The following is a 26,217-nucleotide window of genomic DNA, read 5'->3' on the forward strand; positions in this document are numbered from 1 at the left end:
CCTACGTCGCGGCGTGCGGCCTGACAAGACCCCGCCTACCGACAGTCGCCAATGCTTGGCCTTAAGCAGCCCGGGCACTAGACTGTCGGCCTTTTCACCACCTGATGTTGATGCTTGAGCCATGGCCGCCAAAGTCGAACCGTTCTGGATACGCAAAACCCTCGATCAGCTGGATGCCCAGGAATGGGAATCGCTGTGCGACGGCTGCGGCCTGTGCTGCCTGCAAAAGCTCGAAGACGAAGAAGACAACAGCGTCTACTACACGCGCATCGCCTGCAAACTGCTGGACCTCAAGACCTGCCAGTGCAGCGACTATGCCAACCGCCGTGCGTTCGTTCCCGATTGCATTCAACTTACCCCGGGCAAGGCCGATGAGTTCAAGTGGCTGCCACCGACCTGCGGTTATCGGCTGGTCAGCGAGGGCAAGGACCTGCCGCTGTGGCACCACCTTGTCTGCGGTGATCGCGATGCGGTGCACCACGAACGCATTTCCCAGTCCGGGCGCATGCTGGCCGAAGGCAGCGTGCCCGAAGAAGATTGGGAAGATCATCTGATTTTTCGCGCCGGCTGAACCGCCGGGCATCGCTACCAGGGAGAACCCATGGCTGCAGGATTGAAACGGATGCTGGCGGCCGGGTGCCTGGTCGTGTGTGGCCCTTTGTGGGCGGCGCAGAAAGTCGACCTGGATTATCACGTGCACCTGCTGCCCCAGAGCGACCAGGCCGAAGTGCGCCTGACGCTGGCCCGCGGTTCGGCGGTGCGCAGCCTGGATTTCGACCTCGACGACGGCAGCCGCTACAGTGACTTCAAGGCCGACGGCCAGTGGCAACTGACCCCCGGCAAGCACGCCCGGGGTGTCTGGCGGCCGACAGCCGACAAGGCCAGCCTGAGCTACCGGGTGCGCATCAGCCATACACGCAAGAATGGCACCTTCGAAACCCGCATGACCCCGACCTGGGCCCTGTTTCGCGGCGACGACCTGGTGCCGTCGGCCAAGCTCGACCAGCAGGACGGTGTCGAATTGGTCGCGCGCCTGGAGGTCGAGTTGCCCGACGGCTGGAAAAGCATCGAGACGCCGTGGCCGCGCATCGGCAAGCAGCGCTTTCGCATCGACAACCCCTCGCGCCTTTTCGACCGCCCCACCGGCTGGATGCTCGCCGGCAAACTCGGCAGCCGCCGCACGCGCCTGGGGGAGACCGAGGTGACGGTGGCCTCGCCTCAAGGCCAGGGCATGCGCCGGATGGACGTGCTGACGCTGCTGACGTTCGTTTGGCCGCAGGTGCAGGCCGTGGTGCCGCGTCATCCCGCCAAGCTGCTGATCGTCGGCGCGGGCGACCCGTTATGGCGCGGTGCCCAGGGCGCTCACGAATCGATCTACCTGCACAGCCGTCCGCCGCTGGTGAGCGAGCGGGGCAGCAGCCCGCTGTTGCGCGAGTTGATGCAAGTGCTGGCACGGGTCAACGACCGTGATCGCAGCGACTGGATCAGCGAGGGGCTGACGGAGTTCTATGCCATCGAACTGCTGCGTCGCGCCGGCGGCCTGAGTGACGAGCGCTATCAGGCCCTCAATGACCGGCTCGCCCGGGACAGCCGGGGTGTCACGAGCTTGCGCGGCGAGCAGATCAGCCCCGCGATGGTGGCCAAGGCGGTCCTGCTGTTGCAGGAACTGGACCGTGAGATCCGCCTGAAAACCCGCAACAAGCGTTCGCTGGACGATGTGCTGCAAGGGGCGATGCGCCTGGAGACGGTCGATACCGAGGAGTTCGTGCAGCTCAGCGAAAGCATCCTGGAGGGCGCTTCCACCGTCCTGGATAACCGCTTGCTTCAGTGACGGCGCTTTCGCGAGCAGGCTCGTTCCCACAGGGGCTCAACGGTGTTCTGCGGTCTTGTGGCCGAGACACTGTAGGCGCGAGCCTGCTCGCGGTGGGGCCATCAGCCCCGGCGTAAAGATCAGAGCCCGGCTTTGGGCGAAACCAGCGAATCATTCCCCGTCACCGTAGCCGTGCTCGTCGCCGCTTCGGCGTTGGCCTTCATGCGGCTCAGCTCTTCGCCGGCCTGTTCGATCCGGGCGCGAGCGTTGTCGAGGTTCTGGCGATTTTTTTCCAACAGCGACTTGGCCGAGCAATGCCCGGTGATGCCCCGTGCCAGCGCCATGCCGCCAATGGCCAGCTGAGCCAGCCCGATCACCCCGCCACGGCGCAAGCCCTTGCCCATCATCAGCACCCCACCGGCCAGCGAGCCGATGCGCTCCCAGCCGTGCACATTCTGCCGCGGGTGGGATTGGAAAGGGGTGCTCTGAATCGGCTCGAATGGATTGTTATCGCTCATGATCTGTCTCCAGTGTGGGGGTTGGTATAAAGCTGACTGCCCGAGCGTTTGCCTTGTTCAATCGGATTTGACGCCGGTCAGCGGAATTGCGGACCGGAGCGAGTGTTGTTGCCTTTGGCCATGCGGTCGTACAGCACGACGTTGACGGTGGCGGCCAGATTCATGCAGCCCGTGGTCGGGATGTACACCACGTCTTCGCACCAGTCGCGGATGTCCTTGTCCAGCGAGCCGTCTTCGGGGCCGAAGATGTACAGGGCCCGGTCCGGGTGGGTGTATTCGGGCAGCGGACGGGCGCCTTCCACCAGTTCCACGGCCACCGGTACGCAGCCCAGGGGCAGGATTTTCTTCAGGTCGTCGATGCCGATCAGTGGAATGTCGTAGTGCACTTTCTTGGTGTCGGTGACGAAGTCGGCGGCGCGCTCGTAGCGCTTGCCGGTATAGAACACCGACGCCACGCCGTAGCAGCCGGCGGCGCGCATGACCGAACCGACGTTTTCCGGTGACTTGGGGTTGAACAGACCGATGCAGCTGTAGCGTTTGTTGGCCACGGGCGGGGTGCCTTTGGGGAAAAAGGCGAGATTATACGGGGAATGGGGGAGGGGCGGCAGTTTCGAGACTGGTGGTGACTGTCGGGCCGCTTTCGCGAGCAAGCTCGCTCCCACAGGGGCTATCGGCGTACGTGAGCTTTTGTGTACGCCTCGATCCACTGTGGGAGCGAGCTTGCTCGCGAAGAGGCCCTGACAGCCCCTGAAGAGGCTGGTTCAGGGCTTTGCCGATCACTCGTCCTTCTTCATCAACCTGGCCAGCGCGGCGAAGGGGTTGTGGGTCGCCTTGGCGATTTTTGGCGTGCTGAGGGAGCCGTCGCCGAAGTACTGCTGGTCGGTGTAGCGCGAGTGCTCGTTGTCGTGGCAGTACAGGCACAGCAGTTCCCAGTTGGAACCGTCCTGCGGGTTGTTGTCGTGGTTGTGGTCGCGGTGGTGAACGGTCAGCTCGCTCAGGCGCTTGCCGGAAAACTCACGGGCGCAGCGGCCGCAGACGTGGGGGTACATTTTCAGGGCCTTGTCGCGGTAGCCCATTTCCCGGTCGCGCTGGGCGTCGGCGAGAATGCGGTCCAGCTTGGCGGTGTTGGACGGTGGCGTTGACGAACTCATGGGTTCACCTTGTAGAAAAGACAAATGACGGTTGGATGCAGTTTAGCTCAGCCCTTGAGCTTCTCGGCAATCCAGATGGTGTGGCGGGTGCCTTTGTTGCCGTGGGCGAACACTTGCACTTCCTCGGCCTTGAAGCCGGCTTTTTTCAGCTTGTCGGAAAACTGCCGGTCAGCGCTGGCCGACCACACCGCCAGCACGCCCTTGGGGCGCAGCGCCTTGGCGCAGGCGGCCAGGCCGGCGGCCGAATACAGCCAGCTGTTGGCTTTCTGGGTCAGGCCTTCGGGACCGTTGTCGACATCGAGCATGATCGCGTCGAACCCTTGGGGTTCGGCCTGCAGGACCTTGGCCACGTCTTCAAGGCGGATGACGGTGCGCGGGTCCGACAGCGGCCGCCCAGCCTTTTCACCCAGGGGGCCGCGATTCCACTCCACCACGCCGGGCACCAGCTCGGCCACCACCACTTCGGCCTGCTTGCCCAAGTGCTTGAGGGCCGAGGCGAGGGTGAAACCCATGCCAAGGCCGCCAATCAACACGCGTGAACCGGGCCGGCCGGCGACCTTGCGGCAAGGGATCTCGGCCAGGGCATCCTCGGAACCGTGCATGCGCGTGTTCATCAACTGGCCGCCGTCACCGCCCTGGATCTTGATGACGAAGTCTTCGCCGTACTCGAACAGGCACAAGGCGCCGCCGTTGGCCGGGATGGGGGTGGTGTCGAGCAGAACGAAACGTTTCATGGAAGTCTCATGAGGGAGGACGGACCGCTGTGCCAGCGGGCTGTGCGGTTAATTCCAGTGCATCCATTAGCCACACAGGCCACCTGGGTCTAGCCTGAAGGCAACAGTCGCCACGGAGCCATTGATGAAGTGCATCATTCTACCGGCCATTGTCCTGGCGGTGTGCTCGATGAGTTGCGCGCAGGCCCAGCAGCCGACGATTCCGGTCAACCCGCCGAGCATCCCCGGTTCGCCCGGCACCGCCACGCCTCTGCCGTACCCGCCGGTCGCGCCCAGCGGCCTGCCCAAGACCGGCCCCGGAAGCGCCGGGCCGCCTTTGCTGCCGCCGATCGAAATGCCCCACCCGCCCAAGGACCAACCGCTACCGGGCATGGAGTCGCAAGCGCCGAAGGCCAAGTCGCCGGGGGGGTGAACCTGATAGGTGAATGACGGGCCCTGTGGGAGCGGGCTTGCTCGCGAAAGCGGAGTGTCAGTCGACATCAATGTTGTTTGACACACCGCTTTCGCGAGCAAGCCCGCTCCCACACCGATTGTGGTTGGCCGTCAGACCTGCTGCGACAGCAGCTGCCCATCAGCCATGCGCAGGCGCTTGGACAGGGACACAGCGAGGGCGCGGATGATCTTGGCGGCGATCTTGGGGGCGTCGTTGAGCATTTTTTCCAGGGAGTCCTTGCCCAGGTTCAGCAACTGGCAGGGGCTGGCCGCGATGCAACTGGCCGAGCGCCGCTCGCCGTCCAGCACGGCCATTTCGCCGAACGCCCGGCCACTGCGCAAGGTGGCGATGGTCACGGGTTGGCCGTCGGGGCCGGTTTTCTGCACGGCCACCTGGCCGGTGTGGATGATGCACATGAAACTGCCCGCATCACCCTCTCGGAAGATCGCCTCGCCCTCGGCGATGGCGCTGATGCTGAAATAGCCCGACGCCGCCGCGAAGTCGGAAGGTTGCAACTGGTCGAACAGACCGCAGTCCATCAGCCAGTCGCGGATTTCTTTGTTCAGTAAGGTCGGTTCTGACATGTCGTCACGGTCTTTTTCTTGTGTCTGCTACGGGTTTGGATTGAAGAAGAACCCTTGTGGGAGCGAGCAAGCTCGCTCCCACAATTATTTGATCTGGGATGCCCAGCGCATGGAGCTAAGACCCGGCCATCCCATAGAGTTCCTCAGACCACACTCAAAACCTTCAACACAAATGCATATTCGAGGGCTACGTCACGCAATCCCTGGTAGCGCCCACTCATGCCACCGTGGCCGGCGCCCAGTTCGGTCTTGAGCAGCAAGGGGTTGTCGTCGGTCTTGGTGGCGCGCAGTTTCGCCACCCACTTGGCCGCTTCCCAGTACTGCACGCGGCTGTCGTTGTAGCCGGCGATGACCAGCAGCGCCGGGTATGCCTGGGCCTTGACGTTTTCGTACGGGGCGTAGGCGCGGATCCGATCATAGACGTCCGGCTCCTGCGGGTTGCCCCATTCGTCGTATTCGGTGACGGTCAGTGGCAGCTCCGGGTCGAGCATGGTGTTGAGCACATCGACGAACGGCACTTCGGCAATGGCGACCTTGAACAGTTCCGGGCGTTGATTGAGCACCGCGCCGATCAACAGTCCACCGGCGCTGCCGCCACTGATCGCCAACTGCTCGGCGGTGGTGAAACCGTTGGCGATCAAATGCTCGGCGCAGGCGATGAAGTCGCTGAAAGTGTTGGCCTTGTGCTCCTGCTTGCCGGCGCGGTACCAGGCTTCGCCCAGTTCACCGCCACCGCGTACGTGGGCGATGGCGAACGCCACGCCGCGATCGAGCAAACTCAGCCGTGCGTGGGAAAACCAGGGGTCGAGGCTCTGGCCATAGGCGCCGTAGCCGTACAGGTACAGCGGCACCGGTTGGCCGAGGGCCTCGCGCTTGACCACCAGGCTGATGGGAACTTGCGTGCCATCCGGGGCCGTGGCCCAGATCCGCTGGCTGACGTAGGCGTCGGCATCGAACGGCCCAAGCACCGGGGTTTGCTTGAGAACCACCTGCTCACCGCTGGCCAGGTCCAGTTGGCGGATCTGCGCGGGGCGGTTCAAGGCTTCGTAACGCAGGCGAATGCGCGGGCTGGAAAACTCCAGGCTGTTCTGCACGTGCAGGCTGTAGGCGGCGTCCGGCAGTTGCACGCGATAGGCCGGCAGGCCCTGTGGGTGAACTTCGATGATCGGCAGGCCACCTTCGCGCAGGCTCAGGGTCATCGCCTCGGCATTCAGGCTCAGGCCGTCGATCATCACCGTTTCGCTGTGGGGAATGAGGTTCTGCCAGTCGGCTTCGGTCGGCGCCACGCCGGTGTCCGCGGCCTGGTACAGGGCAAAGTTGATGCCGTCGCGGTTGCTGCGGATCAGCCAGGTCCACTGGCCATCGAGCAGGCCGTGGTCGACGTCGTATTCGTGGTGTTCGCGCCGTGGCGCCAGGCAAGTGAAAGGCTGTTGCGGGTGCGCGGCATCCAGCACCCAGGCTTCGCTGGTGGTCTTGCTGCCCAGGGACAGGATCAACTGGCGCTCGGAGCTGGAACGGTAGCAGTGCAGGAAGAAACGTCCATCCGGCTCGTGGAACACTTCTTCGGCGGCGGTGCCATCCAGGCGATAGCGCCAGAGCTTGTGGGGGCGATGGGTGTCGTCCAGTTCGCCGAAGAACAGCGTCAGGCTGTCGTTGGCCCACGTCATGCTGCCGTCGCAGTGTTCGAAGGACAGTTCACTGATCTTGTCGTTGGACAGCTCCTTGACGAACAGCGTGTAGATCTCGTCGCCCGTGGTGTCCAGGCTGTAGGCCAGACGCTGGTGGTCGGGGCTGATGCTGAACGCACCGAGGGAAAAGAAACCGCCGCCCGCCAGCGCGTTCGGGTCCAGCAGCAGTTGTTCGCGACTCTCGTCCACGCTCAGGCTGTCGTCGGCCGGACGCGGGCAGCGGTAATGGCGCGGGTATTCGTCGCCGGCGGTGGTGCGGGTGTAGTACAGGTACGGTCCCCAGGGCGAGGGCAGGGACAGGTCGGTCTCCAGGATCCGTCCCTTGATCTCCTGGAACAGGGCCTCGCGCAGCTCGGCCTGGTCGGCGAGTTGGTCTTCCTGGTAGCTGTTTTCGGCCTTGAGGTAGTCGAGCACCGCGTCGGTGTCGCGTTCCTGCAGCCAGGCGTACGGGTCCACCCCGGCGTCCCTGCGGGCAATCGGGGCGTTGGAAACGTGGGCAGATAAGGACATGGAAGGCTCTCGAACGTTGTACGAAAAGGGGCTTGGCAGACGCCGGGGCAGCCTGACGAGCGAAAAGTCGTTACTATAAGCGCCTCTTTGCCTGCCTTGCCATGGACACCATGACCGAGAACGACTATCTGATCGCCTGGGGCCTCTATGCCTTCGCGGCCCTGGGCTGCCTGCTGGTGTGGATGCGCATGACCCGCTGGATGTGGCGCTGGTTGCGCGAGCCGCTGCGCTTGCTGATGGCGGTGTTGCTGTTCTGCCCGACCATTGTCGACCCGGTGAAGGACAAGTTTGCCCCTGCCGTGGCCATTGTCGCCCTGGACGTGCTGTTCAAGGTGGGCAACAACGTCTGGCGGGCCGCGTCCGATCTGTTCATGTACGGCATGATCGCGTTCGGCGTCTACTTGCTCTTCGCGCTGGTGCGCTTGCCCATCGAGCGCGCGGCCAATGCCCGCAAGGCGCGTGCGGCCTCCGCAAAAGCCGCTGCCGCCGCCGATGAGCCCGAGGATGAGCCGCCGTTCGGCGTGGCCGGCGATGATCGCTACGGTCGTCCGCCGGTGCCGAGCAATCCCCAGCGTTCGCGCATCGAACCGCGCCTGTAGCCAGGCCTGCCCTTTGAAGCGAGAGTCCGAGCATGTGTGAGTTACTGGGCATGAGCGCCAATGTGCCGACCGACATCGTGTTCAGCTTTACCGGGCTGATGCAGCGCGGGGGCAAGACCGGGCCGCACCGCGACGGCTGGGGCATCGCCTTCTACGAAGGCCGGGGCTTGCGCCTGTTCCAGGACCCGGCCGCCAGTAGCGAGTCGGAAGTGGCGAACCTGGTGCAGCGCTATCCGATCAAGAGTGAAGTGGTGATCGGGCATATTCGCCAGGCCAACGTCGGCAAGGTCTGCCTGGCCAACACGCACCCGTTCGTGCGGGAGTTGTGGGGCCGCAACTGGTGTTTCGCCCACAACGGCCAGCTCGCCGATTTCCAACCGGGCGTGAGTTTCTACCGCCCGGTGGGCGACACCGACAGCGAAGCGGCCTTCTGCGATTTGCTCAACCGCGTGCGCCAGGCCTTCCCGGAACCGGTGGACGTGGAGCAACTGCTGCCGGCGCTGATCGAAGCCTGCGGCGAATACCGTCGCAAAGGCGTGTTCAATTGCCTGTTGAGCGACGGCGACTGGCTGTTCTGCTATTGCTCGACCAAACTGGCCCAGATCACTCGGCGCGCGCCATTCGGCCCGGCACGGCTGAAGGATGTCGACGTGATCGTCGATTTCCAGGCCGAAACCACGCCCAACGACGTGGTCACGGTGATCGCCACCGAGCCCTTGACCGAAAACGAAACCTGGACCCGCTACGAACCGGGCCAATGGAGCCTGTGGCGGCGCGGCGAATGCGTCAGCCAGGGCCGGACCGAATAAGGACGTCACGCTATGTTGCTCAGTTATCTACGGCTGGTGTTGTTCGCGATTGGCTTGCTGGTGGGGGTCCAGGTGCCGGGCTTCATCAATGACTACGCCAAGCGGGTCGAGGCCCACCTGATCGAGGCACAGACAGGCCTGCAAGGTTTCCAGGGCACCGCCAACCAGTTCTTCAAGGGTGACATGCAGGCGTTGGTGGCCCATTACCGCGCCAGCGAAGACCCGATCTTTCGCAGCGACGCCGACAGCCTGAACACCTTGCTCGTGCGCCAGCAGGCCCTGGACAAGCAGTTCCAGGCGATGCAGGGGCCGTGGTACATCCGCTTGCTGCAAGTGGCACTGGCCGCCGACCCGGACATCCGCAAGGAAACCTGGAACGGCTACAGCTACCAGATCCTGCTGACCCCCGAGGCCATGGTCTGGGGCATCAGCGGCGCAATGCTACTGTCGTTCGGCCTGGAATGCCTGTTCCGCCTGATCGACTGGGTCGTGCTGGGCGGCAAGCGCCTGCGCCAGAGCCGGCCGATCGAAGAGCGGGATTTGCGCGGGCTGTAGCACCCAGATCAAACAGCTTTTTTGTGGCGAGGGAGCTTGCTCCCGCTGGGCTGCGAAGCAGTCCCAAACAATCAACTCAATCTGTCTGGTACACCGAGGTGTCCGGGTTCAGGGCCGCTTCGCAGCCCAGCGGGAGCAAGCTCCCTCGCCACAGATACTGTGTACAGCCACCCCTTGCCGTCGTGGCTGCGCCAATCCCTGCGTCTATCCAATCAACTTTTTCTTATGACCCGTCCGAGGTTTTATTAGTTGGACGCGCCGGCGCCTGCGCTCAAGAATCACGGCACCCGATCCCGACGTTTGCAGCGTCGAGGCTTAAAACAATAAAACCGTGGAGAACCACCATGAGTGCACCCGACACGCTCGGCGTCCCCGAGTCCAAGGCTCGTTCCGGCCCGTTCGATTGGTATCGCAACATCAACCAACAGGAACGTCGCACATTCTGGAGTTGCAAGATCGGCTACGCCTTGGACGGCATGGACACGCAGATGCTCAGTTTCGTGGTGCCGACGCTCATCGCGATGTGGGGCATCACCACCGGCCAGGCGGGGCTGATCCACACCAGCACCCTGATCGCCTCGGCACTGGGCGGCTGGGTGGCGGGCATTCTCTCGGACCGCATCGGCCGGGTCCGTACCCTGCAACTGACCGTGCTGTGGTTCGCGTTCTTCACCTTCCTCTGCGGCTTTGCCCAGAACTACGAACAATTGTTGATCGCCCGTACGCTGATGGGCTTCGGCTTCGGCGGCGAGTGGACCGCTGGTGCGGTGTTGATGGGCGAGGTGATTCGCGCCAAGGACCGTGGCAAGGCGGTGGGCATGGTGCAGTCGGGATGGGCGCTGGGTTGGGGCATGACGGCGATTCTGTACGCGCTGCTGTTCTCGGTGCTGGCGCCGGAAGACGCCTGGCGCGCGCTGTTCATCCTTGGCATCGTGCCAGCGGTGTTCGTGATTTTCGTCCGTCGGCTGGTCAAGGACCCGGAGGTCTACAACCAGACCAAGGCCCGCCTGGCGTCTGGCAATAACGCCAGGTTCTACGAGATTTTCGCCCCCGGCATCCTCTTCACCACGATCCGCGCTTCGCTGCTGACCACCGGCGCCCTGGGTGGCTACTATGCGATCACGTCCTGGCTGCCGACGTTCCTGAAGAACGAGCGCGGCTTGAGCGTGCTGGGCACCGGTGGCTACCTGGCGATGGTGATCGTCGGTTCCTACGTGGGTTACGTCATCAGCGCATACTTGTCGGACATTCTGGGGCGCAAGAAAAATTTCGTCCTGTTCGCCGTCGGCTCGTTCACCATTGTGCTGCTGTACACCCAGGTGCCGGTGAGCAATAACGTGATGCTCTGGCTGGGCTTTCCCCTGGGCTTCTTTGCCTCCGGGATGTTCAGCGGCATGGGCTCGTTCCTCACCGAGCTGTTCCCTACACGTATCCGGGGCTCGGGCCAGGGTTTTTGCTACAACATTGGTCGGGCGGTGGCGGCATTGTTCCCGCTGCTGATCGGCCTGCTGAGCCAGCGGGTGCCGTTGAGCGTCGGGATCGGTGCGTTTGCGGCCGTGTCCTACGGCGTGGTGATCCTGGCGGCCCTGAGCCTGCCGGAAACCCAAGGCAAGCAACTGGAAGCCGAGTAACGAGTAACCTGGGGGTGTGTGCCCCCAGGGTCAGAAGAAAGTACCTACAGGAGCGTTCAGCGTGAACCGCCTGCTATTGAATTGTGACATCGGCGAAAGCTTCGGCAGTTGGACCATGGGTCTAGACGCCGAAGTGATGCCCTTCATCGATTGCGCCAACATCGCCTGCGGCTTTCACGCCGGCGACCCGAGCATCATGCGCAAGACCGTCAGCCTGGCCCTGGCCAACGGCGTGCAGATCGGCGCGCACCCGGCCTATCAGGACCTGGCCGGCTTCGGCCGCCGCTCCATGGCCTACGCTGCCCAGGAACTGCAGGACCTGTTGCACTACCAGATCGGCGCCCTCGACGGCATCTGCCGGGCCCAGGGTGGACGGGTCAGCTACGTCAAGCCGCACGGCGCGATGTACAACGACATGATGGCCAACCCGGCGCAGTTGCGCGCGGTGATCGAGGCGGTGGCCCACTATGACCCGGACCTGCCGCTGATGCTCATGGCGACCCGGGATAACAGCGCCGCCCAGGCCCTGGGTGACGAATATGGCCTGACGTTGTGGTTCGAAGCCTTCGCCGACCGTGCCTACGACAGCGCTGGCCGCCTGGTGTCGCGGCAGGCGCCGGGGGCAGTGCATCACGATCCCGAGGTCATCATTGCCCAGGCCCTGACCATTGCCCGTGGCGATGCCTTGGCCGCCAGCGATGGCAGCGCGTTGGTCCTGCACGCCAATACCTTGTGCGTGCACGGCGACAACGCCAGCTCCGTGGCCGCCGTGCAACGCATCCGCGAAGCGCTGGACCGGCAGCGTGCGTCATGAAGCCACGTGTGGAAGTGGTCGCGGTGGACTGCCTGATGGTGCGCCTGTTCGATGAAATCGCCGAAGACAACATGCCGTGGATGCTCGCCGCCAGCGAGCGCCTGCGCGCGGTGTTCGCCGCCGACCTGATTGACCTGGTGCCGTCCTACACCACGCTGATGGTGCATTACGACCTGCTGGCCTTGAGCCCGGCGCAAGCCCGGACGCTGGTCAGCGAGGCGCTGAACCATTTGTCGCCCGATGCTCGCTCGGCTGGCCGCTGCCATGTGCTGCCGGTGTGGTACGACCTGAGCGTCGGACCGGAACTGCTGCTGTTGTCGGGTCGTAGCGGGTTGAGCGTGGAGCAGGTGATCCGTCGCCACAGCGAACACGAATACCAGGTGTTCGCCCTGGGCTTCGCTCCGGGGTTTGCCTTCATGGGGTTGGTGGATGAAGCGCTCGCCGCGCCGCGCCTGGACACGCCGCGCAAGCGGGTGGCCGCAGGCAGCGTCGGGATTGCCGAGCGCCAGACCGCGGCGTACCCGCTGGTGTCGCCTGGCGGCTGGAACCTGATCGGCCGCACCCCGGCCAAACTGTTCGACCGTGAACGTGACGGCTACAGCCTGATGCAACCCGGCGACACGGTGCGTTTTGTCGCCGTGGACCACGCCGAGTTCATCCGCTTGGGCGGCGATGACACACCCCAGGAGGCCCAGGCATGAGCCGCTTATTGATCCAGGCCAGCACCCCGCTGTGCCTGTTGCAGGACGCCGGCCGCTTTGGCGTCCGCCACCTGGGCGTGACCCAGGGCGGTGCGGCGGATTGGCTGTCGATGGCCTGGGCCAACTGGATGCTGGGCAATGCCCTGGACGCGGCGGTGGTGGAAGTCACCCTTGGCGGCTTCACGCTGGTGGCCGAGGACGACTGCGTGCTGGCGTTGGCCGGGGCCGACCTGGGCGCCCGGGTGGACGGCCAGGCCGTGGCGCCTTGGCGTTATTTCAGCCTGCGCAAAGGCCAATCCCTGGCGCTCACCCAGCCCGTGCTGGGGGCTCGGGCCTACCTGGCGGCCCCTGGCGGCTTCGAAGCCCCGGCGGTGTTGGGCAGCCGGGCAACGGTGGTGCGCGAAGCGCTCGGCGGTTTGGATGGGCAGGGGCGGGCGTTGGCTCGCGGCGAGCGCTTGAGTTATGGGGGGACGGCCACGCCTCGGCCGATGCCGGGCCGGTTGATCCCGGATTTCCAGCAGGCTCAGCCGCTGGAGCTGATCCTGGGGGCGCAGAACGGGGCGTTCAGTGGCCGCAGCCTGTTCGATGCGTTCAACACGCCCTGGACGCTGGACAGCCGCGCCGATCGCATGGGCATTCGCCTGCTGGGAACGCCGCTGGAATACCAGGGCCCGCCGATGATTTCCGAAGGCATTCCCCTGGGGGCCGTGCAGGTGCCGCCGGACGGCCAGCCCATCGTGTTGCTCAACGACCGGCAAACCATCGGTGGCTACCCGCGCCTGGGCGCCTTGACCCCGCTGGCCCTGGCCCGGTTGGCGCAATGCCTGCCGGGGGCGCAGGTGCGGTTGCGGCCGGTGGTGCAGGAGGTGGCGCATCGGCAGCAGGTGGAGTGCTTGCGCGGTTTTCTCGACCGCTAAAAGCATCGCGAGCAAGCTCGCTCCCACAGGGGATCTCATGTGTGACGAAGATCCAGTGTGGGAGCGAGCTTGCTTCGGGCGGCGATCCGACGATGAGGCCCTAAAGGGCACCAACGATCACTTGGAAAGAAACCGCATCCCTTCCTCCAACCCTCGCAGGGTCAGCGGATACATCCGGTCCTCCACCAGTTCCCGCACGATGTTGGTGGAGGCGGTGTAGCCCCAGGTGTCCTTGGGGTAGGGGTTGATCCAGATGAGTTTCTTGTACTTCTCCATGAAGCGCTGCATCCACACGTAGCCCGCTTCTTCGTTCCAGTGCTCGACGCTGCCGCCCGGCTGGGTGATTTCATAGGGCGCCATGGCGGCGTCGCCGATGAAGATCACTTTGTAGTCGGCGCCGTACTTGTGCAGCAGGTCCTGGGTGGAGGTGCGTTCGGAGGTGCGGCGCAGGTTGTTCTTCCACACCGATTCGTACACGAAGTTGTGGAAGTAGAAGTACTCCAGGTGCTTGAACTCGGTCTTGCAGGCCGAGAACAGCTCTTCGCAGATCTTCACGTGGGCATCCATCGAACCGCCGATGTCGAACAGCAACAGCAGCTTGACGGTGTTGCGCCGCTCCGGCCGCATCTGGATGTTCAACAGGCCGGCATCCCGGGCGGTATGGTCGATGGTGCCGTCGATGTCCAGCTCTTCGGCCGCGCCCTGGCGGGCAAACTTGCGCAGGCGGCGCAGGGCGATCTTGATGTTGCGGGTGCCCAGTTCCACCTGGTCGTCGAGGTTCTTGTACTCGCGTTGGTCCCAGACCTTCACGGCCTTGCCCTGGCGCTTGCCGGCGTCGCCGACACGGATGCCTTCGGGATTGAAACCCCCGGAGCCGAACGGGCTGGTGCCGCCGGTGCCGATCCACTTGTTGCCGCCGGCATGGCGTTCCTTCTGTTCTTCCAGGCGCTTCTTGAATTCCTCGATCAGCTTGTCGAGGCCACCGAGGGACTGGATCTGCGCCCGTTCTTCATCGGTCAGCGAGCGCTCGAACTCCTTGCGCAACCAGTCTTCGGGGATCAGCGCCTGGAGATGATCGTCGAGTTTTTCCAGGCCATTGAAGTAAGCGGCGAAGGCCCGGTCGAACTTGTCGAAATGCCGTTCGTCCTTCACCAGGATCGCCCGGGACAGGTAATAGAACTCGTCCATGTCGGCGAAGATCACCCGCTGTTTCAGCGCATTGATCAGGTCCAGCAGTTCACGCACCGACACGGGCACCTTGGCGGCGCGCATCTCATTGAACAGGTTCAGCAGCATGGCAGTTGCCCTCGCGCTTGTTGACGAAGAGGGCTCAACGCGTGCCGCGACGGCTCATGAACGCCAGGCGCTCAAGCAGCTGCACGTCCTGTTCGTTCTTGACCAGGGCACCGGCCAGCGGCGGGATGGCCTTGGTCGGATCGCGCTCGCGCAGGACCGCTTCACCGATGTTGTCGGCCATCAACAGCTTGAGCCAGTCCACCAGCTCGGAGGTGGAGGGCTTTTTCTTGAGGCCCGGCACCTTGCGCACGTCGAAGAACACGTCCAGCGCTTCGCTGACCAGGTCTTTCTTGATGTCCGGGTAATGCACATCGACGATTTTTTGCAGCGTCGCGCGGTCCGGGAAGGCGATGTAGTGGAAGAAGCAGCGGCGCAGGAAGGCGTCCGGCAGCTCCTTTTCGTTATTGGAGGTAATGATGATGATCGGCCGCTGCTTGGCCTTGATGGTTTCGTCGGTCTCGTAGACGTAGAACTCCATCTTGTCGAGTTCTTGCAGCAGGTCGTTGGGGAACTCGATGTCGGCCTTGTCGATCTCGTCGATCAGCAGGATGACCCGTTCCTCGGACTCGAACGCTTCCCAGAGCTTGCCTTTCTTCAGGTAGTTGCGCACGTCATGGACCTTGTCCACGCCCAATTGCGAGTCCCGCAGGCGGCTGACCGCGTCGTACTCGTACAGGCCTTGGTGGGCCTTGGTGGTGGACTTGATGTGCCAGGTGATCAGGCGGGCGCCGAAGGACTCAGCCAGTTGCTCGGCCAGCATGGTTTTGCCGGTGCCCGGTTCGCCCTTGACCAGCAACGGCCGCTCCAGGGTGATGGCGGCGTTCACGGCCAGCTTCAGGTCATCGGTGGCCACGTAGGCGCTGGTGCCTTCGAACTTCATCTGCGGATTCCTCGAACGTGTCGTCGGCCCGGCGAGGCGGGGCGCGCGAAAATAAATGTCGTGCCCGACTATAACGCGACGTCCCGCCGACTGTGAACGCAGACGCTGTATTCAGTCTCTGAATGGAGCGTCACATGTTGACCCGGTCTCGCCACAGGTTTGATGCGCCTAGCCTTTGGACGGCGGTGGCCGTTCATAGCGGGCGTTGAAGGCCTGGACGAAGCCGTTGCGCAATATCTGCAGGAAGGCTTCGAAGGCGCTGATGTTCTGTTGATGGACATTGCCGCTGAGTTCGACCCGGGTGGCGAACTGGTTCTTGCGCTGGTTCTTCAGTGCCGTTTCACCCGCGCCGACCAGTGCTTCCCAGACCGAGCGGAAAATGTTCTTTTTCTCGTTTTCCACGTCCTGCTGCCAATCGAAGACGTCTACATCGCGCAGCAGCGGCTTGATGTAGCCACTGAGCTGGGCGTTGGTCGCCTGCGCTTCGATCACCAGGTCGCCGTGGCCGGCGTTGAAGTCGAACTTGCCATAGGCCGCGGCGAAGTCGTTGAGGCGCTTGAGTTCGATGTTCGTGGCCCGCAGGCGGAAATCGAAATCCTCGAAATTGCTCAGTGGGTCGAAGGTGGCCAGCACTTCCAGGGGCGCGTGTTCGGCCACCAGCGCCTTGCCCTCGAAACGCGCGTCACGCTTGCCTTCGGTGTCGACCACGTTGGTCAGGTTATAGAAGCTGGCATTGACGTCGGTGGCCCGCAGGTTGACGGGCGGCTTGGAGTTGAAGTTGCGAAAGGTCACCTGGCCGTCCCTGATCCGCACTTCGTTGAAGGTGATGGGCAGCAGTTTGCTCAGTTGTTCGCGCCAGTTGGTGCCCTGACCGGTCTGGGAGTTCTGTCGGTTGCCACCGCCGTCGACGAAGTTCACTTCGGGCCGGGCGAACTCCGCCTCGGCCACCACTGCATGGTCATACCACAGCGAATGCCAACTGACGGACAAGTCGACCAGCGGTGCATCGACGAAAGGCACCGGGACCTTGCCGTCGACCTTGATGATTTTCAGGCCGTTGATCCGATAGGCCCCGCGCCACCACGCCAGGTCGACGTCGGTGACCTGGCCGCGATAATCGCCCATGTTCGCCAACTTGTCGTTCAGGTAGTTGCGAACCAGATAAGGCAAGGTGAAGTGCAAGGCCACCAGCAGCACGACGAGGGCGGCGAGTCCCCACAGTGGCCAGCTGTATCGACGCTTCATGTCAGTCATTCTCCAGCGTTGTTAAAGCCATTGACCGTTGTCGCCGCGTGAACGTTCGGTGCAACTGGACGCCCATGGGCAACAGGCTTACCTTAAGGCGCTTAACTATCCGCAGCCTCAAGGACCGGTCATGAGCCGCATATTCGTCGACAACGCCCATTCCATTGGCAATACGCCGCTGGTGCAGATCAACCGCATCGCGCCGCGTGGCGTGACCATCCTGGCCAAGATCGAGGGGCGCAACCCGGGTTATTCGGTCAAGTGCCGGATCGGCGCGAACATGATCTGGGACGCCGAAAGCACCGGCAGGCTCAAGCCGGGCATGACCATCATCGAACCGACCTCGGGCAACACCGGTATCGGTCTGGCGTTCGTCGCCGCCGCCCGTGGCTACAAGCTGATGCTGACCATGCCGGCGTCCATGAGCGTCGAGCGGCGCAAGGTGCTCAAGGCCCTGGGCGCGGAACTGGTGCTCACCGAGCCGGCCAAGGGCATGAAAGGCGCCATCGAGAAGGCCGCCGAGATCCTCGCCAGCGACCCTTCCCGCTATTTCATGCCGCAGCAGTTCGAAAACCCGGCGAACCCGGCGATCCACGAAAAAACCACCGGCCCGGAAATCTGGAACGACACCGATGGCGCGGTGGATGTGCTGGTCGCGGGGGTAGGCACCGGGGGAACCATCACCGGCGTTTCACGGTATATCAAGAACACGTGTGGCAAGCCGATCCTGTCGGTGGCGGTCGAACCCGAAACCTCGCCGGTGATTACCCAGGCGATGGCGGGGCAGGAGATCAAGCCCAGCCCCCACAAGATCCAGGGGATCGGTGCCGGCTTCGTGCCGAAGAACCTTGACCTGTCGATCGTCGACCAGGTCGAGCGGGTCACCGACGAAGAGTCCAAGGCCATGGCTTTGCGCCTGATGCAGGAGGAGGGCATTCTCTGTGGCATCTCTTGCGGCGCGGCGATGGCCGTGGCCGTGCGCCTGGCGGAAAAACCGGAAATGCAGGGCAAGACCCTGGTGGTGATCCTGCCGGATTCGGGCGAGCGCTATCTGTCGAGCATGTTGTTCAGTGATTTGTTCACCGAGCAGGAGATCCAGCAGTAACGGCGTTCGATACGGCTGTCGTGGCGAGGGAGCTTGCCCCCGCTGGGGTGCGAAGCGCCCCTTTTGTAAAGCAGGCGCCTGCTTCGCAGTCGAGCGGGAGCAAGCTCCCTCGCCACAAAAGTGGGCCGTGCAAAGTGGTGAAAAGGCATGAGCTGAACATTGGCATCAGCCAACGTTCAGCTCATGCGTGTTAAGAAGGGCATTGTTGCGTCATTCTCAACAGTGAATGTTGCCTGGGGCGGTTTCTTCCCCGGGCAAGGCTCTATACCATGGCCGGCCGTCGCGCCGGGCTGATGGCGTTGCGCAAGTCGTTTTGGACAAGGAGTTTTACAATGACCGTTTCGTTTGTCGCCAAGGCCTCGGTATTGCTGCTGTTTCTGGGCAGCACGCTGTATGTGCACTTGCGCGGTCGCGCGCGTTTGCCGGTATTGCGCCAGTTCGTCAATCACTCGGCCTTGTTCGCCCCCTACAACGCCTTGATGTACCTGTTTTCCGGCGTGCCCTCCAAGCCCTACCTGGACCGCAGCAAATTTCCCGAGCTGGATGTGCTCAAGGACAACTGGCACGTCATTCGTGACGAGGCCATGCACCTGTTCGACGAAGGCTATATCCGGGCCGCGGAAAAGAACAACGATGCCGGCTTCGGGTCGTTCTTCAAGAAAGGCTGGAAGCGCTTCTACCTCAAGTGGTACGACAAACCGCTGCCGTCTGCCGAACTGCTGTGCCCGAAAACCGTCGAGCTGGTCAGCGCCATTCCCAACGTGAAGGGCGCAATGTTTGCCCTGCTGCCGGGCGGCAGCCATCTGAACCCTCACCGGGACCCGTTCGCCGGTTCCCTGCGCTATCACCTGGGGCTGTCCACGCCCAATTCCGACGACTGCCGGATCTTTGTCGACGGCCAGGTCTATGCCTGGCGCGATGGCGAAGACGTCATGTTCGATGAGACCTACGTGCACTGGGTCAAGAACGAAACGCCGCAAACCCGGGTGATCCTGTTCTGCGACGTCGAACGCCCGCTGAAAAGCCGGCTGATGACCCGTCTCAACCGCGCCATCAGCGCCTTCCTCGGTCGCGCCACCGCACCGCAGAACCTCGACGACGAACGCGTCGGCGGGATCAACCAGGCTTACGCCTGGAGCAAGCGGTTCAGCGACGGCTTCAGCGGCCAGGTCAAGCAGTGGAAGCGCAAGCATCCCAAGGCCTACCGGGTGATGCGCCCCGTGTTGGCGGTGGTGGTGCTGGCGGCCCTGGGCTACTGGCTGTTCGGCTGAGCCGTGGCGAGGGAGCTTGCTCCCGCTGAGTGGCGCAGCCGCCCCAGAAAACGAGGGCCGCTTCGTGCCCGGCGGGAGCAAAGCCCTCGCCACTGCCTCACTCTACCTCAACAGGCTTCGTCACCCCTGGCTTCAACACCAGCCACAACGCCGCCGCAATCAGCACCCCGCCATACAGATGCGCCATGCCCAGCGGCTCATCCAGCAGCAACGCCCCCCACAACACGCCGAACGGCGGGATCAGGAAGGTCACGGTCATGGACTTGACCGGGCCGATGGAACTGAGCAGCCGGAAGTACAGAATGTACGCCAGTGCCGTGCACACCAGGCCCAACCCCAGCAGCGACGACCAGACGCTCCAGCCGCCCCAGCTGGCCGGGGGCTGGCTGATGGCGGTGTAGCCGAACAGCGGCAGCAAGAACACCGTGGCGCCGAACATGCTGCCCAGCGCGGCGAGGCGGCTGTCCAACCCTCCTTGATGATCGAGCCAGCGACGGGTGAGGAAGCCGGCAAAGCCATAGCAGGTGGTCGCCAGCAGGCAGGCGAGGGCGCCCATCAGCAGTTGCAGGTCGAAGGCCACCGGCCCGGCGCCGGTCAGGATACCCACCCCGAACAAGCCCAGGAACACCCCGCTGACCTTGGCCACGGTGAGCTTTTCGCTGAAGAACAGGCCGCCGATCAGCACGCCCATCAACGGCGTGGTGGCGTTGAAGATGGCCGAGTAGCCGGCGGGCAACACCTGGGCCGCCAGCGAGTAGAACGTGGCCGGGATGCCCGAGTTGATCAGGCCCAGCACCATCACCACTTTGAGCTTGCCGCGAAAATCAAAGTCGATACGCATCAGCGTCAGGATGACCAGCAGGCCGACGAAGGCGATGGACACGCGAAAAAATGCAGTGGGGATCGTGCCAATGACGGGGGCGATAATGCGCATGAACAGGAAGCTGGCCCCCCAGATGGCGGCCAGTGACAGCAAACGCAGGGTATCGACGAGGTTCACGGGGCTTTCCTGGCAGAATCGGGCGACAAGTGTCGCTGCCCCGGATACCGATGGCAATGGTTGCGCTGGCGCGCGATTGGCCTCTAAGCTCAGTCGCCAATAACAAGCCTGACCCGCCGAGGTTCACCCTATGCCGCAACCATGGCCCGCCACCGATATCGCCCGTTCGATCCTCGAAGGCTTCGACGATTATCGCGAGCATTTCCGGCAGATTACCGACGGCGCCCGCGCCCGGTTCGAGCAGGCCCAGTGGCTGGAGGCGCAAGCGGCGTCGGCGGCGCGGATCAATCTGTATGAAGAAAAAGTCTTTGAAACCGTGGCGCGGCTGCGCAAGGCCTTCGAAGCCGAGGCGTTGATGGACGTGGGCTGCTGGCCGCTGGTCAAGAGCGCCTACATCAGCCTGATCGACCTGCGTTTCGACGATGAACTGTCGGAAACCTGGTACAACTCGATCTTCTGCGGGCTGTTCAGCCACGACCTGATCAGCGACGGCACCATGTTCATCCACACCACCCGGCCCAGCCTGCGCCGGGCCCGGGCCGCCCAGACGCGTACCTACAAGCCCCAGGGCCAGCTCGACCGGATGCTGGCGAACATCTTCGCCGACTACCGCTTCAGCGAGGACTACGCCGACCTGCCGGGCGACCTGCAGCGCCTCGAAGCCCAACTGCGCGAGAACCTGCCGGACTGGGTCTGCAAGGACCCGGAACTGACGGTGGAGTTGTTTTCCTCAGTGCTGTACCGCAACAAGGGCGCCTACCTGGTGGGCCGGATCTACACCCAGGACGACCAATGGCCCCTGGTGATCCCGCTGTTGCACCGCGAAGGCCGGGGCATCCAGATCGACGCGCTAATCACCGACGAGGCGCAGGTGTCGATCATCTTCTCGTTCACCCGTTCGTACTTCATGGTGGACGTACCGGTGCCGGCGGAATTCATCGGCTTTCTCAAGCGCATCCTGCCGGGCAAGCACATTGCCGAGCTGTACACCTCCATCGGTTTCTACAAGCACGGTAAGTCCGAATTCTACCGGGCGCTGATCAACCACCTGGCGAACACCGACGACCAGTTCATCATGGCGCCGGGGGTACGCGGCATGGTCATGAGCGTGTTCACCCTGCCGGGCTTCAACACTGTGTTCAAAATCATCAAGGACCGTTTCTCGCCGTCGAAAAACGTCGACCGGGCCACGGTGATCGAGAAGTATCGCCTGGTGAAAAGTGTCGATCGGGTTGGGCGCATGGCCGATACCCAGGAGTTCGCCGACTTCCGCTTCCCGCTGAGCAAGTTCGAGCCGGCCTGCCTGGAAGAACTGCTCGACGTGGCACCGTCCACGGTGTCGGTGGAGGGCGATACCGTGCTGATTCGCCATTGCTGGACCGAGCGGCGCATGACGCCGTTGAACCTCTACCTGGAAAACGCCAGCGAAGCCCAGGTGCGCGAGGCGCTGGAAGACTACGGCCTGGCGATCAAGCAACTGGCGGCGGCGAACATATTTCCCGGTGACATGTTGCTCAAGAACTTCGGCGTGACCCGCCACTGCCGCGTGGTGTTCTACGACTACGATGAGATCTGCTTCCTCACCGAAGCCAACTTCCGCCACATCCCCCAGCCCCGCACGCCGGAAGACGAGATGGCCTCCGAGCCCTGGTATTCCATCGGGCCGCTGGACGTGTTCCCCGAGGAATTCCCGCCGTTCCTGTTCGCCGACGCGGGCCAGCGCAAGCTGTTCGACCAATTGCACGGCGAGCTGTACAACGCCGACTACTGGAAAGGCCTGCAAGAGGCGATTCGGGCGGGGAAGGTGATCGATGTGTTCCCGTATCGGCGCAAGGGATAGAAGCAGCTTCAAGCTTCAAGCGGTAAGTTTTGAGTTTCCGGTCAACGCGGCTTGCAACTTGCAGCTTGCAGCTTGAAACTTGCCGCTGCTCTTTTTTCCCCTTGCGTACCTGATGACTGACCAAGCCCCCGCTATCGACAAGCTGCTGAAGAACCTCGACCACGCCATGCTCGCCGACCGTCACCGGTTGCGGCGCCAGTTGCTCGAGCTGCGCAAGAAACCCGACGAGGCCAAGCTGGCCCAGTGGGTGGCGCGCATGCAGGCATCGTGTGACCAGGTGCTGGCGCGCAAGGCCAGCCTGCCGGTGATTCGCTACGACGACAATCTGCCGATCGCGGCCAAGCGCGATGAAATCAAGGACGCGTTGCTCAAGCATCAGGTTCTGATCATCGCGGGCGAAACCGGCTCGGGCAAAACCACCCAGTTGCCAAAGATCTGCCTGGAAATCGGTCGCGGCCAGCATGGCCTGATCGGCCACACCCAGCCGCGCCGTATCGCCGCTCGCAGCGTTGCCAGCCGGGTCGCCGAGGAACTGGCGACGCCGTTGGGCGCGCTGGTGGGCTACCAGGTGCGGTTCGAGGACCAGAGCGACGCCAACACCCTGATCAAGCTGATGACCGACGGCATCCTGCTGGCCGAGACCCAGAACGATCGCTACCTCGAACGCTACGACACGATCATCGTCGACGAGGCCCACGAACGCAGCCTGAACATCGATTTCCTGCTGGGTTATCTCAAGACCCTGCTGCCGCGCCGTCCGGACCTGAAAGTCATCATCACCTCGGCGACCATCGATCTTGAGCGCTTCTCCAAGCACTTCGACGATGCGCCGATCGTGGAGGTCTCCGGTCGTACCTTCCCGGTGGAGACCTGGTATCGGCCGCTGACCCTGGAGCAGGACGAAGAAGGCAACCGGGTCGAAGACGACCTGACCGTCGACCAGGCGATCCTCGCCACCCTCGATGAAATTGCCGCTCATGAGCGCAGCGAGCGCCGCAGTCCGGGCGACGTGCTGGTGTTCCTGCCGGGCGAGCGCGAGATTCGCGATGCCGCGGAGATGCTGCGCAAGGCCCAGCTCAAGCACACCGAGATCCTGCCGTTGTATGCGCGCTTGTCGCCGGCCGAACAGCAGCGGATTTTCCAATCCCATCCGGGGCGGCGCGTGGTGCTGGCGACCAACGTTGCCGAAACCTCGCTGACCGTGCCGGGCATCCGCTACGTGATCGATAGCGGTACCGCGCGCATCAGCCGCTACAGCTACCGGGCCAAGGTCCAGCGCCTGCCCATCGAAGCCATTTCCCAGGCCAGCGCCAACCAGCGCAAGGGCCGTTGCGGCCGGGTCGAGCCGGGGATTTGCGTGCGGCTGTACAGCGAAGAGGATTTCCTTGGCCGGCCGGAATTCACCGACCCCGAGATCCTGCGTACCAACCTGGCGGCGGTGATCCTGCAGATGCTGCACCTGCGCCTGGGCGAGATCACCGATTTCCCGTTCATCGAGCCGCCGGACGGCAAGGCCATCAGCGACGGTTTCAACCTGCTGCAAGAGCTGTCGGCGGTGGACCGCAACGGCCAGCTCACGGCGCTGGGCCGCCAGTTGGCCCGCCTGCCGGTAGACCCGCGCATGGGTCGCATGCTGCTGGAGGCGGCGAAGCTGGGCAGCCTGCAGGAGGTGCTGATCGTGGCCAGTGCCATGTCGGTCCAGGACCCGCGCGAGCGTCCGCCTGAGCGCCAGCAGGCCGCCGACCAGGCCCACGCCCAGTGGAAAGACACCGACTCGGATTTCGCCGGGCTGGTCAACCTGTGGCGCGGTTTCGAAGAGCAGCGCCAGGCGTTGACGTCCAGTCCGCTGCGCAACTGGTGCCGCAAGAATTTCCTCAATTACTTGCGCCTGCGCGAGTGGCGTGACGCCCATCGGCAGTTGAGCCTGATCTGTCGCGACCTGCAGTTGAGCCTCAACAAAGAGCCGGCCGACTATCCGAAACTGCACAAGGCGGTGCTCTCGGGCCTGCTCAGCCAGATTGGCCAGAAGACCGAGGACGGCGACTACCTGGGGGCCCGCCAACGGCGGTTCTGGGTCCACCCGTCATCCGGCCTGGGCAAGAAACGCCCGCAGTGGCTGATGACCGCCGAGCTGGTGGAAACCACCAAGCTGTATGCGCGCATGGTCGCCAAGATCGAGCCGGACTGGATCGAGCCGTTGGCCGGGCACCTGATCAAGAAGAACCATTTCGAACCCCATTGGGAGAAGAAGCGCGGGCAGGTGGTGGCGTACGAGCAGATCACCCTGTTCGGGCTGATCGTGGTCGGTCGTCGGCCGGTGCACTACGGGCCGGTGGACCCGGTGGTCTCCCGCGAACTGTTCATCCGCGAAGCGCTGGTGCGTGGCGAGATCCAGTCCCGGGCCAAGTGCCTGGGGGCCAATACCAGGCTGCTGGAGCAACTCGACGAGCTGGAGGCCAAGGCCCGTCGTCGCGACATCCTGGCGGATGAAGAAACGCTGTTCGGTTTCTACGACGCTCGCTTGCCAGCGGAGATCCACCAGACCGCGACGTTCGACAGTTGGTACCGGATCAACAGCCAGAAAGACCCGCAACTGCTGATCATGCGCGAAGAAGACGTACTGGCTCGCGAGGCCAGCGAGGTCACCGCCGCGTACTACCCGGACACCTTGCGCGTCGGCGACCTGACCTTGCCGTTGAGCTACCACTTCGAGCCCAACCACCCCCGCGATGGCGTGACCTTGCGCGTACCGGCGCCGCTGTTGCCGATGTTGCCGCCGGAGCGCCTGGAGTGGCTGGTGCCGGGGATGATCGAGACCAAGTGCATCGCCTTGGTGCGCAATCTGCCCAAGGCCCTGCGCAAGAACTTCGTGCCGGTGCCGGACTTCGTCAAGGCCGCGCTGCAACGCATCACCTTCGCCGAGGGTTCGCTGCCCCAGGCCCTGGGCCGTGAACTGCTGCGCATGACCGGCGCACGGGTCAGCGATGAAGCCTGGGCCGAAGCGGCGCAGCAAGTCGAAAGTCATCTGCGCATGAACCTGGAAATCGTCGACGGCCAGGGCAAGTTCCTCGGCGAAGGCCGCGACCTGGCCGAACTGACGGCGCGTTTTGCCGAGGCCAGCCAGGCCGCATTGGCGGTGCCGCAAACGGCGAAAAGCCAGGCGCCGGTGGAGGCGAAAGTCTTTGCGCCGGTGGCCGAGAAAACCCAACAGAAGATCGCCGGGCTGTCGATGACGGTCTACCCGGCGCTGGTGGAAGAGGGCGGCGTGGTCAAGGAAGGGCGCTTCCCGACACCGGCCGAAGCCGAGTTCCAGCACCGCCGCGCCTTGCAGCGCCTGTTGATGCAACAACTGGCCGAGTCCGCCAAGTTCCTGCGCGGCAAGCTGCCGGGGCTGACCGAGCTGGGCCTGCTGTATCGCGAGCTGGGGCGCATCGACAGCCTGGTCGAAGACATCCTGCTGGCGAGCCTCGACAGTTGCGTGCTGGAAGGCGAAGCGAGTCTGCCCCGCGACGGCGCCGCGCTCGCCTCCCTGGCCGAGCGCAAGCGCGGCGGGTGGACCGAGCACGCCGAGCGTCTGGCGAAGCTGACCCTGGACATCCTCAAGCTCTGGCACGCCCTGCAAAAGCGCTTCAAGGGCAAGATCGACCTGGCCCAGGCCGTGGCCCTGAACGACATCAAGCAGCAGCTCGGCCACCTGGTGTACCCGGGCTTCGTGCGCGAAACCCCGCATCAATGGCTCAAGGAACTGCCGCGCTACCTCAGGGCCATCGAGCAGCGCTTCGAGAAGCTCGGCGGCCAGGTGCAAAAGGACCGGGTCTGGAGCGGCGAGCTGTCGAACCTCTGGGCCCAATACCAGGCCCGTGCCGACAAACATGCCCAGGAAGGCAAGCGCGACCCGCAACTGGAGTTGTACCGCTGGTGGCTGGAGGAATACCGGGTGTCGCTGTTCGCCCAGCAGTTGGGCACCAAGGTGCCGATTTCCGACAAACGCCTGGGCAAGCAATGGAGCCAGGTGGAGCCGTGACCTGCGCCTAACCCTTGTGGGAGCGGGCTTGCCCGCGAATGCGGTGGCACATTCAACACTCGTGTCGACTGACACACCGCTTTCGCGAGCAAGCCCGCTCCC

24 protein-coding genes are annotated in these 26,217 nt (G+C 63.7%); 14 read left to right on the forward strand and 10 right to left on the reverse strand.

Going from position 1 to position 26,217, the window contains the following annotated elements; genetic code table 11:
* The first annotated feature begins 121 nt into the window (after positions 1 to 121).
* Together AD664_RS00160 and AD664_RS00165 are read left to right on the forward strand one after the other, a co-directional pair.
* Positions 122 to 571, forward strand: coding sequence for a YcgN family cysteine cluster protein (locus AD664_RS00160; protein WP_042729665.1), 450 nt, complete (start codon positions 122 to 124; stop codon positions 569 to 571).
* A gap of 30 nt (positions 572 to 601) precedes the next feature.
* The gene (locus AD664_RS00165) at positions 602 to 1,831 is read left to right on the forward strand and encodes a hypothetical protein (protein ID WP_053143576.1); all 1,230 of its coding nucleotides are present in this window, start codon (positions 602 to 604) and stop codon (positions 1,829 to 1,831) included.
* 119 nt (positions 1,832 to 1,950) lie between these two features.
* On the opposite strand, the gene AD664_RS00170 is transcribed toward AD664_RS00165, so the two are convergent.
* From AD664_RS00170 to AD664_RS00185, 4 genes are all read right to left on the reverse strand, one after another.
* Complete coding sequence (locus AD664_RS00170) at positions 1,951 to 2,328, reverse strand: DUF2892 domain-containing protein (protein ID WP_042729667.1); 378 nt, start codon at positions 2,326 to 2,328, stop codon at positions 1,951 to 1,953.
* Between the two features lie 77 nt (positions 2,329 to 2,405).
* Entirely contained in the window at positions 2,406 to 2,876 is a 471-nt protein-coding gene (locus tag AD664_RS00175) for an RNA methyltransferase (protein ID WP_003198862.1), read from the reverse strand.
* 228 nt (positions 2,877 to 3,104) lie between these two features.
* Entirely contained in the window at positions 3,105 to 3,479 is a 375-nt protein-coding gene (locus tag AD664_RS00180) for a YajD family HNH nuclease (protein ID WP_053143578.1), read from the reverse strand.
* A gap of 47 nt (positions 3,480 to 3,526) precedes the next feature.
* Positions 3,527 to 4,213 carry an MnmC family methyltransferase gene (locus tag AD664_RS00185; RefSeq protein WP_047739229.1) on the reverse strand — a complete coding sequence of 229 codons (687 nt, stop codon included), beginning with the start codon at positions 4,211 to 4,213 and terminating at the stop codon, positions 3,527 to 3,529.
* A 124-nt stretch (positions 4,214 to 4,337) separates the two neighbouring features.
* Here AD664_RS00185 and AD664_RS00190 point away from each other — a divergent pair, with 124 nt between their 5' ends.
* Entirely contained in the window at positions 4,338 to 4,625 is a 288-nt protein-coding gene (locus AD664_RS00190) for a hypothetical protein (protein ID WP_047739228.1), read from the forward strand.
* A 131-nt stretch (positions 4,626 to 4,756) separates the two neighbouring features.
* Here AD664_RS00190 and AD664_RS00195 read toward each other — a convergent pair whose 3' ends face one another.
* A complete protein-coding gene (locus AD664_RS00195) occupies positions 4,757 to 5,230 on the reverse strand; it encodes a cyclic nucleotide-binding domain-containing protein (protein ID WP_053143580.1) in 474 nt (157 codons plus the stop codon).
* Between the two features lie 143 nt (positions 5,231 to 5,373).
* The gene (locus AD664_RS00200; protein ID WP_053143582.1) at positions 5,374 to 7,428 is read right to left on the reverse strand and encodes a S9 family peptidase; all 2,055 of its coding nucleotides are present in this window, start codon (positions 7,426 to 7,428) and stop codon (positions 5,374 to 5,376) included.
* Between the two features lie 101 nt (positions 7,429 to 7,529).
* Here AD664_RS00200 and AD664_RS00205 point away from each other — a divergent pair, with 101 nt between their 5' ends.
* The 7 genes from AD664_RS00205 (at position 7,530) to AD664_RS00235 (ending at position 13,454) form a co-directional block, all read left to right on the forward strand.
* Positions 7,530 to 8,027 (forward strand): hypothetical protein, encoded by a 498-nt coding sequence (locus AD664_RS00205; RefSeq protein WP_053143584.1) that lies wholly within the window; start codon positions 7,530 to 7,532, stop codon positions 8,025 to 8,027.
* A gap of 32 nt (positions 8,028 to 8,059) precedes the next feature.
* The gene (locus AD664_RS00210) at positions 8,060 to 8,836 is read left to right on the forward strand and encodes a class II glutamine amidotransferase (RefSeq protein ID WP_042732978.1); all 777 of its coding nucleotides are present in this window, start codon (positions 8,060 to 8,062) and stop codon (positions 8,834 to 8,836) included.
* Between the two features lie 12 nt (positions 8,837 to 8,848).
* Positions 8,849 to 9,391, forward strand: a complete 543-nt coding sequence (locus tag AD664_RS00215) for a DUF2937 family protein (protein WP_042732979.1) — start codon at positions 8,849 to 8,851, stop codon at positions 9,389 to 9,391.
* A gap of 344 nt (positions 9,392 to 9,735) precedes the next feature.
* Positions 9,736 to 11,022 (forward strand): MFS transporter, encoded by a 1,287-nt coding sequence (locus AD664_RS00220; RefSeq protein ID WP_053143586.1) that lies wholly within the window; start codon positions 9,736 to 9,738, stop codon positions 11,020 to 11,022.
* Positions 11,023 to 11,083: 61 nt separating this feature from the next.
* Positions 11,084 to 11,836: a 5-oxoprolinase subunit PxpA gene (locus AD664_RS00225; protein WP_053143588.1), complete on the forward strand. Its 753-nt coding sequence runs from the start codon at positions 11,084 to 11,086 to the stop codon at positions 11,834 to 11,836.
* Positions 11,833 to 12,537 (forward strand): 5-oxoprolinase subunit PxpB, encoded by a 705-nt coding sequence (pxpB, locus tag AD664_RS00230; RefSeq protein WP_053143590.1) that lies wholly within the window; start codon positions 11,833 to 11,835, stop codon positions 12,535 to 12,537. The genes AD664_RS00225 and pxpB overlap by 4 nt, the downstream gene beginning before the upstream one ends.
* On the forward strand, positions 12,534 to 13,454 hold the full coding sequence (locus AD664_RS00235; RefSeq protein ID WP_053143592.1) for a biotin-dependent carboxyltransferase family protein: 921 nt from the start codon (positions 12,534 to 12,536) through the stop codon (positions 13,452 to 13,454). The genes pxpB and AD664_RS00235 overlap by 4 nt, the downstream gene beginning before the upstream one ends.
* 117 nt (positions 13,455 to 13,571) lie before the next feature.
* Here AD664_RS00235 and AD664_RS00240 read toward each other — a convergent pair whose 3' ends face one another.
* The 3 genes from AD664_RS00240 to AD664_RS00250 form a co-directional block, all read right to left on the reverse strand.
* Positions 13,572 to 14,750 (reverse strand): VWA domain-containing protein, encoded by a 1,179-nt coding sequence (locus AD664_RS00240; RefSeq protein ID WP_042731659.1) that lies wholly within the window; start codon positions 14,748 to 14,750, stop codon positions 13,572 to 13,574.
* 34 nt (positions 14,751 to 14,784) lie between these two features.
* Positions 14,785 to 15,630, reverse strand: a complete 846-nt coding sequence (locus tag AD664_RS00245) for a MoxR family ATPase (RefSeq protein ID WP_053143593.1) — start codon at positions 15,628 to 15,630, stop codon at positions 14,785 to 14,787.
* Between the two features lie 168 nt (positions 15,631 to 15,798).
* A complete protein-coding gene (locus tag AD664_RS00250) occupies positions 15,799 to 16,875 on the reverse strand; it encodes a DUF748 domain-containing protein (RefSeq protein ID WP_053143595.1) in 1,077 nt (358 codons plus the stop codon).
* Between the two features lie 130 nt (positions 16,876 to 17,005).
* On the opposite strand from AD664_RS00250, the gene cysK reads away from it, so the two are divergent.
* On the forward strand, positions 17,006 to 17,980 hold the full coding sequence (gene cysK, locus AD664_RS00255) for a cysteine synthase A (protein ID WP_042731656.1): 975 nt from the start codon (positions 17,006 to 17,008) through the stop codon (positions 17,978 to 17,980).
* Between the two features lie 332 nt (positions 17,981 to 18,312).
* Positions 18,313 to 19,251 carry an aspartyl/asparaginyl beta-hydroxylase domain-containing protein gene (locus AD664_RS00260; RefSeq protein ID WP_053143597.1) on the forward strand — a complete coding sequence of 313 codons (939 nt, stop codon included), beginning with the start codon at positions 18,313 to 18,315 and terminating at the stop codon, positions 19,249 to 19,251.
* A 97-nt stretch (positions 19,252 to 19,348) separates the two neighbouring features.
* On the opposite strand, the gene AD664_RS00265 is transcribed toward AD664_RS00260, so the two are convergent.
* Positions 19,349 to 20,251 carry a DMT family transporter gene (locus tag AD664_RS00265; protein ID WP_053143599.1) on the reverse strand — a complete coding sequence of 301 codons (903 nt, stop codon included), beginning with the start codon at positions 20,249 to 20,251 and terminating at the stop codon, positions 19,349 to 19,351.
* Positions 20,252 to 20,381: 130 nt separating this feature from the next.
* Here AD664_RS00265 and aceK point away from each other — a divergent pair, with 130 nt between their 5' ends.
* Both aceK and hrpA read left to right on the forward strand, forming a co-directional pair.
* Entirely contained in the window at positions 20,382 to 22,091 is a 1,710-nt protein-coding gene (gene aceK / locus AD664_RS00270) for a bifunctional isocitrate dehydrogenase kinase/phosphatase (RefSeq protein WP_053143601.1), read from the forward strand.
* Between the two features lie 112 nt (positions 22,092 to 22,203).
* Positions 22,204 to 26,115: an ATP-dependent RNA helicase HrpA gene (gene hrpA / locus AD664_RS00275; RefSeq protein WP_053143603.1), complete on the forward strand. Its 3,912-nt coding sequence runs from the start codon at positions 22,204 to 22,206 to the stop codon at positions 26,113 to 26,115.
* Positions 26,116 to 26,217: the final 102 nt, after the last annotated feature.

This window comes from Pseudomonas sp. P97.38 (assembly GCF_001269745.1).
In the GTDB taxonomy this organism is placed as follows: domain Bacteria; phylum Pseudomonadota; class Gammaproteobacteria; order Pseudomonadales; family Pseudomonadaceae; genus Aquipseudomonas; species Aquipseudomonas chlororaphis_E.